The organism is Rhodococcus koreensis, assembly GCF_900105905.1.
Classification (GTDB): Bacteria; Actinomycetota; Actinomycetes; order Mycobacteriales; family Mycobacteriaceae; genus Rhodococcus_F; species Rhodococcus_F koreensis.
In genome coordinates, this window is the sequence record NZ_FNSV01000005.1 from 7,404,860 (window position 1) to 7,419,330 (window position 14,471).

At 67.7% G+C, this 14,471-nt stretch carries 10 protein-coding genes; 7 read left to right on the forward strand and 3 right to left on the reverse strand.

What is annotated here, in order from left to right:
• The first annotated feature begins 60 nt into the window (after nucleotides 1-60).
• From BLV94_RS38275 to BLV94_RS38305, 7 genes are all read left to right on the forward strand, one after another.
• Entirely contained in the window at nucleotides 61-471 is a 411-nt protein-coding gene (locus BLV94_RS38275) for a cupin domain-containing protein (RefSeq protein WP_072944035.1), read from the forward strand.
• A 53-nt stretch (nucleotides 472-524) separates the two neighbouring features.
• Complete coding sequence (locus BLV94_RS38280) at nucleotides 525-1,478, forward strand: NADP-dependent oxidoreductase (RefSeq protein WP_072944037.1); 954 nt, start codon at nucleotides 525-527, stop codon at nucleotides 1,476-1,478.
• Nucleotides 1,479-1,516: 38 nt separating this feature from the next.
• Nucleotides 1,517-2,737, forward strand: coding sequence for an MFS transporter (locus BLV94_RS38285; protein ID WP_072944039.1), 1,221 nt, complete (start codon nucleotides 1,517-1,519; stop codon nucleotides 2,735-2,737).
• A gap of 55 nt (nucleotides 2,738-2,792) precedes the next feature.
• Nucleotides 2,793-3,632 (forward strand): NmrA/HSCARG family protein, encoded by an 840-nt coding sequence (locus tag BLV94_RS38290; protein ID WP_072944041.1) that lies wholly within the window; start codon nucleotides 2,793-2,795, stop codon nucleotides 3,630-3,632.
• A gap of 106 nt (nucleotides 3,633-3,738) precedes the next feature.
• On the forward strand, nucleotides 3,739-4,593 hold the full coding sequence (locus BLV94_RS38295; RefSeq protein WP_072944043.1) for a tryptophan 2,3-dioxygenase: 855 nt from the start codon (nucleotides 3,739-3,741) through the stop codon (nucleotides 4,591-4,593).
• A complete protein-coding gene (locus tag BLV94_RS38300; protein WP_072944045.1) occupies nucleotides 4,590-5,825 on the forward strand; it encodes a kynureninase in 1,236 nt (411 codons plus the stop codon). Before BLV94_RS38295 ends, BLV94_RS38300 begins: the two co-directional genes overlap by 4 nt.
• Nucleotides 5,809-6,672: a PaaX family transcriptional regulator gene (locus tag BLV94_RS38305; RefSeq protein ID WP_072944047.1), complete on the forward strand. Its 864-nt coding sequence runs from the start codon at nucleotides 5,809-5,811 to the stop codon at nucleotides 6,670-6,672. Before BLV94_RS38300 ends, BLV94_RS38305 begins: the two co-directional genes overlap by 17 nt.
• Nucleotides 6,673-6,677: 5 nt before the next feature.
• On the opposite strand, the gene BLV94_RS38310 is transcribed toward BLV94_RS38305, so the two are convergent.
• Genes BLV94_RS38310 through BLV94_RS38320 form a run of 3 tightly spaced genes read right to left on the reverse strand, consistent with a single transcriptional unit; the run spans nucleotide 6,678 to nucleotide 14,420 of the window.
• A complete protein-coding gene (locus tag BLV94_RS38310) occupies nucleotides 6,678-7,127 on the reverse strand; it encodes a flavodoxin domain-containing protein (protein WP_072944048.1) in 450 nt (149 codons plus the stop codon).
• Between the two features lie 34 nt (nucleotides 7,128-7,161).
• Nucleotides 7,162-8,931, reverse strand: a complete 1,770-nt coding sequence (locus BLV94_RS38315; RefSeq protein ID WP_072944050.1) for a sulfite reductase subunit alpha — start codon at nucleotides 8,929-8,931, stop codon at nucleotides 7,162-7,164.
• A complete protein-coding gene (locus BLV94_RS38320; RefSeq protein ID WP_072944052.1) occupies nucleotides 8,928-14,420 on the reverse strand; it encodes a glutamate synthase-related protein in 5,493 nt (1,830 codons plus the stop codon). Before BLV94_RS38320 ends, BLV94_RS38315 begins: the two co-directional genes overlap by 4 nt.
• Between the last annotated feature and the right edge of the window lie 51 nt (nucleotides 14,421-14,471).

The window sequence follows — 14,471 nt, forward strand, 5'->3', positions numbered from 1 at the left end:
CCCCGAATTCGGTGTGCAAGTGGCCCATGCGGCGGCTCGCTACCGTACTAGCCTCAGAGCATGCTGAATGCCGGAAACGTCAAGGTCACCGATCTGCTCTGCGCCACCCCGCCCGCGATTCCCGAGGGTTCGCACGCGATGACACAACTGGTCGAACTCCCACCGGCCGATCCTGGACTCTCGCCGCATCGCCACTCCGGACCGGTGTTCGGTTACGTACTGGAGGGCAGCATCTTCTTCGAGTTGGAAGGCGAAGAACCCAGGCTGATTGCTGCGGGCGAGGCATTCTGGGAACCCGGCGGTGACGTCGTGCACTACCAGGTCTCCAATCCCGATCCACAGGCCTGGAGCCGGTTCGTCGCCGTGTGCATCTGCGCTCCCGACGTGGACATGATCACCATGCTCGAACCGGAAGAGATCATTGCCCGCGATCATCTGCGCCACCCCAGCGCACGTCAGCACCAGGGCTGAGCACCGCCGCGACGACACGTCGCGCAATCGAAACGAAACGAAGTGAGGTTTTCATGCAAGCGGTCATCGCGTCCGACCACAAATCCGGTGTCAGTGGACTGTCGGTGGCGGAAGTTCCGTACCCTCATGCGGCAGAGAACGACGTCATCGTCCGCGTTCACGCCGCGAGCTTCACACCCGGTGAGCTCGACTGGCCCGGCACCTGGTCCGACCGTGCGGGGCGCGACCGGGCACCATCCATTCCCGGACACGAAGTCTCCGGAGTCGTCGCTGAATTGGGTTATGGCACGACCGGTCTGACAATCGGTCAGCGCGTGTTCGGGGTCGCCGACTGGACCCGTAACGGTACGCTCGCGGAGTACGTCGCGGTCGAGGCCCGAAACCTGGCGCCGCTGTCTAGCGGAGTCGATCACACCGTGGCCGCCGCCCTGCCGATCTCCGGGCTCACCGCGTGGCAGGCGCTGTTCGATCACGGGCGACTCGCCGCGGGTCAGACCGTACTGATCCATGGTGCGGCCGGCGCGGTCGGTTCGATGGCAGTGCAACTGGCGCTCGAGGCGGGCGCCCGGGTCATCGGCACCGGTCGTGCTCGGCACGGTGACACGGTTCTCGGTCTCGGCGCCCACGCTTTCGTGGATCTTGATCGGCACCGGCTCGAAGATCTCGACGAGGTCGACGTGGTACTCGATGTCATCGGCGGCGAAACACTCGACCGTTCAGCGAAACTGGTGCGTCCCGGTGGTGTCCTCGTCACCATCGCGGAGCCCCCTCGGGTGATGCCCGAGCAGGGACGGGCGATATTCTTCGTCGTCGAATCCGATCGTGAGTGCCTGGTCCGCCTCGAGCGCCGGGTCCGTGACGGTCGTCTGCGGCCACCTGCAACAAGCGTGCGGCCTCTCTCCGAAGCTGTCGCTGCCTTCGATTCCCAGCACGGTGCGGGCAAGCCGGTCATCCGGATAGCGGCAGATGATCTGGGGTGCACCGGATCACGGGCAGAAGGACATTGACGGCTATCCGCCTTCCCCCTTTCACGAAGGAACATTCGATGCCCCAGTACCTCGACGGTCGACGCGTCCCATTCGACAGCACCGACCCCAACTCCACAGGACGCGTAGCCGTCATCGTCCTGTTTTCGGCCGTTGTCGCCATGCTCCTTCTCATGGCGCCCGCCGCGGCAAGCCAACTGCAACTGCAGCTCGCACTGAGTCCGTCGCAGACGGGTGATCTGTTCGCTGCGGAGCTCGGTGCGATGAGTATCGCGTCGATTCCCGCGCTGTGGTGGATGAAGAAGTACAACCTCCGCACGATGTCCACGATCTTCGGGACGATCTTCATCATCGGCAATATCGGCTCGGCCTACATCGGCGACTATGGGACTCTTGTTGCGGTTCGATTCCTGACCTCCCTTGCGGGCGGATCGCTGATGGTCCTGTGCATGTCACTCGCAGCCCAGACCAGGGACCGCAACCGTGTCTACGGCCTGTGGCTGATGGGGCAACTCTGCTTCGGTGCGATCGGACTGGCCGTACTCCCGAAGTTCTTCGACACGTTCGGGATCGGCATCGCATATTGGGTTCTCGCCGTTCTCATGATGGTCGTCCTCCCACTCGTCCGCTTCCTGCCGCAACGCAACATTTTCGCGGGCCGCGCCGGCGCCGAAGACTCGGTCCCCACACCCAACTACGCTCTCCGTGCGACCCTGGGCCTGATTGCGCTGCTTGCCTTCTACGTCAGCCTCAGCGGCATCTGGACGTTCCTCGGTGGCATCGCGGGCGCGTCGATGATCGACAACGAAACCTCGAGCGTGATCCTGTCGATCGCCACCGTGCTCGGCATCGCAGGATCGGTCGGGGCCACCGTTCTGGGTGCACGCCCGAGCACCCGAATCAATCTCCTCGTGGGCTACCTCGCGATGACCCTGTCGGTCGCTCTGCTGGCGGGAATACCCGGGGTTCTCCGATTCACTCTGGCCGCGTTGCTCTTCAAGTTCACCTGGACCTTCATCCTGCCTTACCTCATGGCCACCCTCTCCGGGTTGGATCGGTCCGGGCAGCTGGTGAACCTGGCCAACCTCGCGATCGGCGGCGGATTCGCACTCGGCCCGTTGATGGGTGGACGCCTCGTCGAAAGCGCCGGAGGGTACGGCACGCTCATCGCGGTCAGCGTCGCAGGACTGGTCCTGTCCCTGGTGCTGATCCTCGTCGCTCAACCCCAGCGCACCGCTGCCGCGAACTCCACGGTCGCGGTGTCCCACATGGTCGAGTAGTCCGAGGGGCGGGCAGGGCCTGCGAGTACGCTGGCGCGGTCGAGAAGGAGAGGTTGTGCCCATGAGTGAGCCGTACGCAGTCGTCGGAGCGACGGGTGGTCAAGGAGGCGCTGTCGTCGACGCGCTGCTCGAGCGAGGGCGTGAGGTCCGAGCGCTCGTCCGTCGAAGCTCCTCTCGCTCAGAGGCGTTGCGCCTGCGAGGCGTCGACATCGCCGTGGCCGACATCACCGACCGGGCGGCGATCGCGTCTGCGGTCGACGGGTGTGCGGGCGTGTTCGCCATGACAACGCCTTTCGAAGACGGCCCGGAGGCGGAGATCGCTCAGGGCGCCGCGCTCGTCGACGCGTTCGGTGATTCCGGTGTTCCCCACGTGGTGTTCTCTTCGGTGGCCGACGCGGACAAGAGCACCGGGGTGCCACATTTCGAGACGAAGGCCGTGACCGAGGCGTTGCTGCGAGAATCATCGGTCTCGTACACGATCGTCGGGCCGACCTACTTCTACGACAACCTGCTCGGCGGCCTCGACGGCATCCGCCACGGCCGGCTCGACCTGCCTCTGCCCGTCGATACCCCGCTGCAGCAGTTGTCGCGCCGAGACCTCGGTCGGTTCGTCGCCCTCGTGTTCGACGATCCGGACCGATTTGCCGGGACGAGAGTCGACCTGGCTTCGGATGATCCCACGCCACGTCGAATGGCCGAGGTGCTCGGTGAGGTGCTGGGCACACAGGTACATGCGCATTCGTCCGACGCGGACGCCATCGCATCGCCGGACATGCGCGCGATGTTCCGCTTCCTCACCGACACGGGGTACGACGCGAACATCAGCGAACTGCGCCGGCTCTACCCCGAGGTGGGCTGGCAGAGCTTCGCAGATTGGGCGGCCGGGTTGGCCTGAGGTCCGCGGCGAGCATCGGCGCGTATTCGACGACTGTGGCGGTCGCCACGATTATGTAATATGGAGGTCGGAGCCCGGTACTCGAACACCAGCAGTGAGGACGGCCATGGGCGTGCAGGCCAACACCAGAGCCATCGAGAAAGAGATCGTCACCGATTTCAGCGAGCGGATGAGTTACGGCTCGTACCTGGACCTCGACACCCTGCTGAGCGCGCAGAAACCGGTGAGCAGGCCCGAGCATCACGACGAACTGCTGTTCATCATCCAGCACCAGACCACCGAACTCTGGCTGAAGCTCGTCCTGCACGAAACCCTCGCGGCCCGGGACGCGTTCGATGCGGACGACATCGGCAGGGCGCTCAAGTGCGTGGCGCGCGTCAAGCACATCCAGAAGACGCTGACCGAGCAGTGGTCGGTGCTGGCCACGCTGACGCCCACCGAGTACTCCGAGTTCCGGCAGTTCCTCGGCAATTCGTCCGGGTTCCAGTCCTATCAGTACCGCGCCGTCGAGTTCGTGCTCGGCAACAAGAACGCCGGAATGCTGAAGGTGTTCGAGGCCGATCCCGCCGCCCACGAACTGCTCGACCGGCTGCTCCGTGAGCCGAGTCTGTACGACGCGTTCTGGCAGTGCCTGTCGCGGCTCGGGTACGACGTGCCGGCGTCCGCGCTGCACCGCGACGTGACCGCCGCCTACAGCCTGAACGACGACCTGATGCCGCTGATCAAGTTCGTGTACGAGAACTCCGAGGAGCACTGGGCCGTCTACGAGGCGTTCGAGGAGTTCGTCGACCTCGAGGAGAACTTTCAGCTGTGGCGCTTCCGCCACATGCGCACGGTGCTGCGGACCATCGGGATGAAGTCCGGAACGGGAGGATCCAGCGGTGTCGGGTTCCTGCAGAAGGCCCTCGAACTGACGTTCTTCCCGGAACTGCTGGCCGTGCGCACCGAGATCGGGCGATGATGACCACGTCGACGGATGTGCTGGCGGCCCGGGCCGGGGAACTCGACGCCGCGGACCCGCTGCGCGCGTACCGCGACCTGTTCATCGGAGCCGACGATCCCTCGGTGCCCGCCTACTTCGACGGGAACTCGCTCGGCAGGCCCACCAAGGCGAGCGCCGAGCGCATCACCGCGTTCGTCACGCAGTCGTGGGGCGGCCGGCTGATCCGCGGGTGGGACGAGGAGTGGTACGACCTGCCGATCACGATCGGTGACACCCTCGCGCGGGTGTCGCTGGGCGCGGCCGCCGGTCAGACCACCATCGGCGACTCGACGACGGTCCTGCTGTACAAACTCGCGCGGGGTGGGCTCGCGTTGCGGCCAGGTCGCACCGAGATCGTCGTGGACCGCGACAACTTTCCGACGGACCGGTACGTGCTCGAATCCGTCGCCGGGGAACTCGGGCTCACGCTCCGGTGGATCGAATCGGATACCCGGGGCGGCGTCACCGTCGACGACCTGCAGTCGGTGGTGTCCGAACACACCGCGCTCGTCGTTCTCAGCCACGTCGCGTACCGCTCGGGTTACCTGGTGGATGCGGCCGGGGCCGCCCGGGTGGTGCACGAAGCGGGCGGGCTCCTGCTGCTCGACCTGTGTCACTCCGTCGGGTCGGTTCCCCTCGAACTCGACGCGTGGGAGGTCGACCTGGCGGTCGGGTGCACGTACAAGTACTTGAACGGCGGACCCGGCTCACCGGCGTTCGCGTACGTCCGGGCCGACCATCAGCAGGACTTCGTGCAGCCGATCTGGGGCTGGATGGGGCGCGACGACCCGTTCGCGATGGCGCAGGGCTACGAGCCGGCGCCGGGCATCCGGCGCGTGATCAGCGGAACGCCGTCGGTCCTCGGCATGATCGCACTCCAGGACACCCTCGCGCTTCTCGACGACGTCGGGATGGACGCCGTGCGGGCCAAGTCGATCGCCCTGACCGAGTACGCACTCGACCTCGTGCGCGAGGTGCTGATTCCGCTGGGCGTGGAGATCGGATCGCCGGAGGATTCCGCCGAGCGGGGTGGTCACGTCATCATCGACCACCCGCGGTTCGAGGCCGTCGTTCAGCGACTGTGGACGAAGGGCGTCATCCCCGATTTCCGTGCCCCGCAGGGGTTGCGTCTCGGCCTGAGCCCACTGAGCACGAGCTTCGGCGAGGTGTGCACCGGGATACTCGCGATCCGTGATGAACTCGCCGACTGAACCGGCGAGCGCGATCCTCGACGACTTCGATTCGCGACCCGGCAGCGCCACGTCGCTGATCCGAACCGTGCTCGGTGCGTACGTGCGCGACGTCGGCGGGTGGGTGGCGATCGCCGATTTCGTGGAAGTGATGCAGGCGGTCGGTATCCCGCCCGAGTCGACGCGGATCGCGGTGGCCCGGCTGAAGAAGAAGGGGGTGCTCCGACCGCGCGCCCGCGACGGCCGCAGCGGGTACGAGGTGACCGAGCAGGCCGAGTCGATGTTCACCCGCGGCGATCCGCGGATCTTCGGTTTCCGTCAGATGGCGGACACCGATCCGTGGCGGCTGATCTCGTTCACCATCCCCGAATCGCAACGGGCGGCGCGGCACCAGTTGCGCAGACGGCTCGGCTGGATCGGGTGCGGAACCGTGTCGCCGGGGCTGTGGATCGCCCCCGAACACCTCGCAACCGAGGTCGGGGACATCGTCGACGCGCTGGGCCTGTCCGAGTACGTGACCACGTTCGTGTCCACGTCGGTGTTCGCCCCCGATTCGATGGGGGACGCGGCGGCCCGGTGGTGGGATCTGGGTGGCATCGCCGCGCGGCACCGCGATTTCCTGGACCACCACCGGGTCGCGCTCTCAGCGCCGGAGGAGGTGTCGCCGCGCGACGCGTTCGTCCGCTTCGTGCCGCTGCTCGACGAATGGCGCATCATCCCGTACATCGACCCGGGCCTGCCGGGCGCAATGCTGCCCGCGGACTGGCCCGGCGCCGACAGCGTTCACCTGTTCGTGTCGGCGCGGGACCGCTACCTCGCCGGGAGCCGCGACTGGGTGCGGAGCGTGCAGTCGCGACTCCCGGTCTGAGGGTGTCAGCCCAGGAATTCCTCGCCGATGTTCTTGGCCCACTCCTCGGCCTGATCCTTCGGGCGGACGGAGCTGGAGCCGTCGTGCCTGCCGTGTTCGCCGACCTGGACCGCGCCGAGGGAGATCAGCTTCTCGGCCATGATCTCGCCGCCGCGGTTGTACGTCTCCTCGTACACCTTGTCGCCGAGACCGAACAGCGCGAACTGCATGCCGGTGAGGTCGGGTTCGTCCTCCTCGAGCCCTTCGAAGAAGGGTTCCGCGCCGGTGGGCAGCTCGCCCTCACCGTACGTGGAGCACACGATGACGTGGAAGTTCTCGGGGTCGAGATCGCCCGCATCGAATTCCATCATGTCGTACAGGGACGTGTCGCCGTAGTCGCCGAGCACGTCGGCGATGTTGTCGGCCACCAGTTCGGAGGTTCCGCCCTCGCTGCCGTACAGAATCACCACTGCCATTGTTCTTGCTCCTCGTGAGTTGCTGCCGACGTGGTCAGTACACGTCGCGCAGGTAGCGCTTTTCCTTCTTGAGCTTGGTCACGTAGTCGGCGGCCTGCTCGGTGGAAAGGGTGCCATGGGTGGCGATCACGTCGTGCAGTGCCCGGTCGACGTCCTTCGCCATGCGGGTGGCGTCGCCGCACACGTAGAAGTGGCCGCCGTCCTCGAGCCAGGCGAACAACTCGGCGCCGTTCTCGATCATCCGGTTCTGCACGTAGATCTTCTCCGCCTGGTCGCGGGAGAAGGCGAGGTCGAGGCGGGTGAGCAGACCGCTGTCGCTCATCGCGCCGATCTCCTCCTCGTAGATGTAGTCCGACGCGCGGTGCTGGTCGCCGAAGAACAGCCAGTTGCGTCCCGACGCGCCCCGCGCCTGCCGCTCCTGCAGGAACGCGCGGAACGGCGCAATGCCGGTGCCCGGGCCGACCATGATCATCGGTGCGTCGTCGTCCGCGGGGACCCGGAACGACTTGTTCTTCGACACGAAGATCCCGCCGTTGCCGCCCTCGGCGATCCGATCGGCGAGGAAGGTAGAGCACACGCCGCCGCGGTCGCGTCCGGCCGAGCTGTAGCGGACGCTGGCGACGGTCAGGTGCACGCTGCCCGGGTTGGCCAGCGGGCTGGAGGAGATCGAGTACGCCCGGTGCTGCAACGGCTTCAGCAGTCCGACGAACTCGTCCGCCGTCAGCGTCACCGACGGTTCGAGGAGCAGCAGGTCGAGCACGTCCTTGCCCCACAACCACGCGTCGAGGGCTTCCTTGTCGCCGTGCCGCAGCACGTGACTCAGCTCCTCGTCGCCCGCCCGCTTCTCGATCTCGTCGATGAATTCGTGGCTCGGCGTGGAGATCTCGTACCCGTGCAGCAGCAGGTCGCTGAACGGCCGCTCCTTGCCGGTGACGGCGGCATCGGCCGGGATGCCCAGCCGTGCGACGAGGGCGTCGACGAGGGCGGGATCGTTGATCGGCATCACACCGAGCGCGTCACCGGCCTCGTAGTCGAGACCGCTGTCGGCGAGCGCGAACTCGTAGTGGCGGATCTCCTTCGCGGACGTGTCGCTCGACAGCCGCCGGTTCACGGACAGCGTGGAATTGTAGGGGTTCTTGCGGTTCCACTGCGACCGTGTGCGGGCCGGTTTCGTCACCGGCTCGGCGACGTCGGCGACGGCGGACTCGCCGCGAATGCCCTCGACGGCCGCGAACAGCGGCAGCGTGTCGGCGACCCACGCGGCGGCGGCGTCCTCGTAGTCGACGTCGCAGTCGACGCGCGGCGTCACACGGTGGGCCCCGAGCTGCTCGAGCCTGGTGTCGATCATCTTGCCCGCCTGGCAGTATCCGTCGTACCCGGTGTCGCCGAGCGCGAGGACCGCGAAGTCGGTGGTCTCGAGCCGCGGTGCGGTCTCGGCGGCCAGCGCCTGCCAGAACAGTTCGGCGTTGTCGGGCATCTCGCCCTCACCGTAGGTGGAGGTGACGACGAGGACGCGCTGCATCGCGGCGAGGGCGTCCGTGTCGACGTCGTCGAGGGCGCTCACCACCGGCGCGAAGCCGTGCGAACGTGCCGCGGCGGCAGCGTCTTCCGCGACACCCTCGGCGTTCCCGGTCTGGCTGCCGTACAGCACGTGCATGGCGGGCAGCTGCCCACCGGCCGCCGCGGCGGGCGCGTCGGAGCCGCCGGCGACCAGACGCGAACTCATTCCGGCGAGGAAGCCGGTGAGCCAGACGCGCTGGTCCTCGCTGAACGGGGCGTCCTGGGGGATGTAGGGCAATTTCATGAGGGCACCACGTCTCTCGTGGGGATCAGATCGGGGAGGGCGTGCTGCGCGAACAACTCCTCGAAACCGGGCAGCCGGCCGATCTTGTCGACGTTCTTCGCATCCTGGTGCAGGATCCAGCCGTACGTGCCGGGGGCGTCGATGGACCGGACGTTGCGGCGGCGCAGCGCATCCTTGTAGTCGGCGAGCCGCTTGGCCGCCACCATCACGGCCAGATCCTCGTCGCTGTAGTCCTTCAACGCTTCCCGTGCGTACCGCTGCAACCGCTGCATGAGGAAGAAGTCCTCGGTGAGCAGCAGGTTGCGGACGGCCTTGTCGACGGCCGGGTCGGACGGATCCGTGACACCGGGCAGCTTGGACAGCGCCATCTCCTGCGCCGCGTTCAGCACGGTGTAGTTGTTCAGCAGTGCGAACATCGCCTCGGTGTCGGCCTCGCCGTAGCCGGGCACGGCACCGTCCAGCACGGCGTGACCGTCCCGGTAGTCCAACTTGAACTTGCGCACCTGGTGCCCGACCAGCGCGGCGGCCAGTTCGTCGGCCAGATCCTTGCGGGGCTTGGCCTTCAAGATCTCGTCGCTGTCCTGGTACTGCAGCAGCGCGCGCGGCATGCCGTACACGAAGTGGTGCTGCTCGGTCTCCCAGTTCGCCAGCAGCCACGCCGCCTTGGCGGAGCCGGTGGCCTCGAGGTGCCACCCGAGCAGCACGTGCACGGCCTGACGGTGCAGCGCGGCGTGCTCGTCGTCGCCGGTGATCGAACCGAGCAGGATCGAGTCGGCGCTGGCCTTGCCGGGCAGCTCGTTCTCGGGATCGTACTGGTAGACGAAGCCGCCGCTCATGCCGTTGCCGAGGCCCTTGCCGAAGCCGCCGAGGTTGAGCACGGCACCGTTGGTCATGTACTCGCAGGCGAAGTCGCCGACACCCTCGACGACCGCGGTGGCACCCGAATTGCGCACGGCGAAGCGGTCACCCGCCTGGCCCTCGACGAACGTGCGGCCACCGGTGGCGCCGAACAGCGCGAAGTTGCCGATCAGCACGTTGCCGCCGTGGCGGTCCGAACCGCCACCGGGGGAGCGCACGACGATGCTGCCGCCGTTGGCGCCCTTACCGACACCGTCGTTGGCGGTGCCGGTGTGGACCAGGGCCATGCCGTCGTTGCAGAACGCGCCGTACGACAGGCCCGCGGACCCGGACGTCGCGATCCGGACGCTGCCGTCGCGCAGGTAGCCGCGGCCGCGCTCGTCGCGGAGCACGGCGGGCAGCGCGACCTCGGTGAGCTCGTGATTGAGCATCCGCTCGATGTCGACCGCCAGCTGGGCGCCGACGCTCTTGTTGCGGTTGCTCAGGTGCACGCCGTCGCCGAGCTCGACGGTGGCCTCGCCCTGCTCGATCAGCGCGGCACGCAGCTGCACGAGCCAGCCGTCGTCGAGCGTGTAGTCCTTCTCCAGGTACACCGGATCGCCGATGGTGACCTCGTCGACCACGGCGAGCATCGCGCGCAGGTCGAGCTGGCCGACGCTGGACGGGTGGTCCAGGAGCTGCAGCAGATCCGAGCGTCCCCGGGCCTCGCGCAACGAGGACATACCCAGCTCGGCCAGCACCTCACGGGTCTCGTGCGCGATGTTGAGCAGGTACTGCGCCATCGCCCGCGGGTCACCGTCGAACAGCTCGGGATTGGTGGTCAGGCCGGCGGGGCACTTGATGTTGCAGTTCTTGGCCATGACGCACTTGAGCATCATCAGGGCGGTGGTGCCGAATTCGAAGCTGTCGGCGCCGAGCAGCGCCGACTTCACCACGTCGCTCGCGGTCTGGTGCGCGCCGGAACAGCGGAGCAGCACCTTCTGCCGCAAACCGTTGGCGCACAACGCCTGATGGACCTCGGCGACCCCGATCTCCGCCGAACGTCCGGCGTACTTGAGGCTCGTCACCGCGGCGGCACCGGTGCCGCCGGTGTTGCCGGCCACGTTGATGACGTCGGCTCCCGCCTTCGCGACACCCACCGCGATGGTGCCGATGCCCTCCGAGGACACGAGCTTGACGATGACGCGGACCCGCGCCGCCTTGCAGTCGTGGATCAGCTGCGCGAGGTCCTCGATCGAGTACGTGTCGTGATGCGGTGGGGGAGAGACGAGTTCGACGCCGGGGGTGCCGCCGCGCGCGGCGGCGATCTCGACCGTGACCTTGGGTGCGGGCAGCTGCCCGCCCTCGCCGGGCTTGGCGCCCTGCGCGATCTTGATCTCGAGTTCCTCGAGCATCGGGTCGGCGAGGTAGCCGGCCCACACACCGAAGCGGCCGGACGCGAACTGCTTGATCCGGGAACCTCGGATGGTGCCGTAACGGGAGATGTGCTCGCCGCCCTCACCGCTGTTCGACATGCCGCCGACCATGTTGGTGCCGTGCGCGACGGCCTCGTGCGCGTTGGAGTTCAGCGCGCCGTGGCTCATGGCGCCGGACGTGAGGAACGGGGTGATCTCGCTGGCCTTCTGCACCCGGTCGATCGGCAGGCTCGCCGGAGCGGTGCGCAGCAGCGACAGACATCGCAGCGCCTCACCGGACGTGCGCACCACGAGGGCGTCGCCGTCGACGCGGTGCTCGCGGAGGTCGTCGCCGAACCGCATCACCAGCGATTCGCCGAGCGCGACCAGCACTTCGGCCTCGCCCGCGTGCGGTCCGGTGAGCCGGAGCCGGAACTCGTCCTCGCCGATGGCCTCGGAGGCGAGTCCGCGCACCGCGAAGCTGTTGTTGCCCTTGCGGGAGAAGCGGCCCATCTGCTTGCGGAACTCGGCCGCCGTGGTGAGGAACGTGACGTCGGCGGGCAGATCCAGGACGTCGCGCAGCGCTGCGGGACGACGGGTCCGCTCGTCGGCCATCGTCCGCGCGAACGCACGGTAGCCGGGGGTGATCTCGAAGCGGTCGATCGCCTCGTGCGTCAGCTTCTGGAATCCGGCGTTGCGGTAGGCGTCGTCGTCGAGACCGAATGCGTCCTCGAGCCGGTTCAGCGGCAGCAGTCGCAGCGATTCCGTGTGGTCCTGCGTGCCCGCCGTGTCGAATGCGATGGGTTCCTCGGTGAGGTCGACGAAGCCGCGCACGGCCGCCGTGCCGTACGAGTGGCCTGCGCCCTCCGCGCGCTCCTTGAACAGGCCGAGCAGCGGGACGTCCTTCTCCCCGGTGACCGACAGCGCGCGCTGGTGCCAGTCCGCGACGGCCTGCGCGATGACGGCGAACCCGACACCGCCGACCGGCGTCTTCACGTTCGCGAAGTAGCGGCGCAGCACCCGATCGTCCGTGTCGAGGTAGTTCGGTTCGAAGAACTCGCCGCCGATGTAACTCTCGGCGGTGCACAGGCCGACCCGGCCCATCGTCTTCATCAGCGACTTCTCGGCGGCCTTCGCGAACCGCTTGAACGCCTGGTCGGCGTCGTCGGCGAACTTCTCCTCGGCGCGCAGACGGACGGCGAGGGGGTAGATCGCGGCGGCGCCGAAACCGAGGGCGGCGGCGACGTGGTGCGAGGACGAGATCTGACCGCTCTCGGCGACGACGGACACGCGCAGGCGCAGGCCCTCCTCGATCAGCCGCTGGTTGACCGCGGAGATCGCCACGATCATCGGCAGCGCGGCGCGGTCGGTGGCCACGTGACGGTCGGTGAGGATCGCGATGCCGCCCTGCTCGCGGGCGAACGCCTCCACCTCGTCGCAGAGCCCGTCGACCGCGGCCTCGAGCGCCGCCGCGTTGGCGGCCGGGTCACCGTGCACCGGGGTGTACAGCATCGGGAATCGCTGCACCGGCGTCTCGGACTGCTTGCGGATCCGCAGCATGTCCATGTGGGTGAGGATCGGCGAGGGCACCACGATCTGCGGGGCCGACTGCGCGCCACTGTTCGGCTTGGCGCCCAGCGCGACGCGCAGCGTCATGCCGTCGGCCTCACGGATGCTGTCCAGCGACGGGTTGGTCACCTGCGCGAAACGCTGCGAGAAGTACTTGGCGACACCACCCTCCTGATCGGAGAGCGCGTTGATGGCGTTGCCGTAGCCCATCGCGGAGATCTTCTCCTGACCCGACGCGAGCATCGGGTCCATCATGAACTTGAAGCTTTCCTGGTTGTGCGAGTACGCGACGTAGCGCTGGGTGCGCTCGAGGTCGCCGTTGTAGCGCAACGGACCCGGCTCGGCCTCGACCTCGGGCAGCGCCTCGATGGTCCGGCGCGCTTCTGCGACGAGCGTCGGGTAGTCGTTGCGGGCGGCGAGCAGTTCGAGCGCCTCGTCGGTGGAGTACGAGCGGCCCACGCGGTGGTCGAAGTACAGCATGCCGCCGGCCTCGATGCGTCCACGGTGCAGCACGGTGGCGGGGTCGAAGTCGATCTGCCCGGCCTCCGACGTGACGCACAGGTACTCGTCCGTCTCCACCGAACGCAGCGGACGCAGTCCGAGCCGGTCGAGCCGGGCGCCGACGACGGTGCCGTCGCCGAAGATCAGCGCGGCCGGGCCGTCGTTCTTCTCCTCGTACAGCGAGAAGTACTCGAGCATCGCCCGCACCTCGGGTGACAGCGTGGAATCGTTCTCCCACGCCGGCGGCATCATCGACACGACCGCGGTCACCAGGTCGAGACCGTCCTCCACGACGCGGCTCTGCAGCGTCTGGTCGAGGCGACAACTGTCGGACTGACCGTGCGGACGGACGATTTCCCGGTTGCGGGCGCGGGCCAGCGCCGTCTCGGACAGGCGGTTCTTCTTGTCGGTGTTGAGCTCACCGTTGTGCGCCATCAGACGGAACGGCTGCGCCATCGTCGGATGCGGGTCGGTGTTGGTGGAGAACCGGGTGTGGAAGTACAGCGTGTGGATGGCGTGCGCCGGGTCGACGAGGTCCTGGAAGTAGGGCATCACCTCGTTCGAGTTGAGGCGGCCCTTGAGCACCTGGGTGCGCGCGCTGAGCGACAGCGGGTACAGCCCGGCCAGATCCGGCTGGGTGTACGCGACGGCCTCGATCGCGAGGAGGGCGTCGTGGATGCGGCGGTCGAACTCGGTCTCGTCGGCGCACGCGTCGGGCGCGGTGAACACCCACTGCCGGATCGGCAGCTGGTGCCGGATCGCGGCGGGCCGGAGCACGGTGGCGTCGACGGGCACGTCGCGCTCGAGCAGCACCCGGAACCCCTGCTCGGCGAGAGCCCGCTCGATGACGGCCTCCGCGTCGCCGTGGAACGCGACGTCGGTGGGGAGGAAGAAGTTGCCGACCCCGAAGCGGCCCGCCTCGAGGTCGCCGTCACCGGTCAGGGCCCGGAAGTATGGCACCGACAGGTCGACGCACACGCCGGCGCCGTCGCCGACACCCTCCGCCGACATGCCACCGCGGTGAGGAACGGCACACAGGGCCTCGTGGCCCCGGAGGAGGACGTCGTGGGTCTGAATGCCGTCCTTGCGGGTAATGAAGCCCACGCCGCAGCTGCTCTTGTCGAGCGTCCTGTCGTACAGGCCGGACTCGGTGGCACTCGTGTTCAACCGACTGTCTCCTCGCGATACTCGCCGAATAGGGGTCCGTGCTGGGCGCAC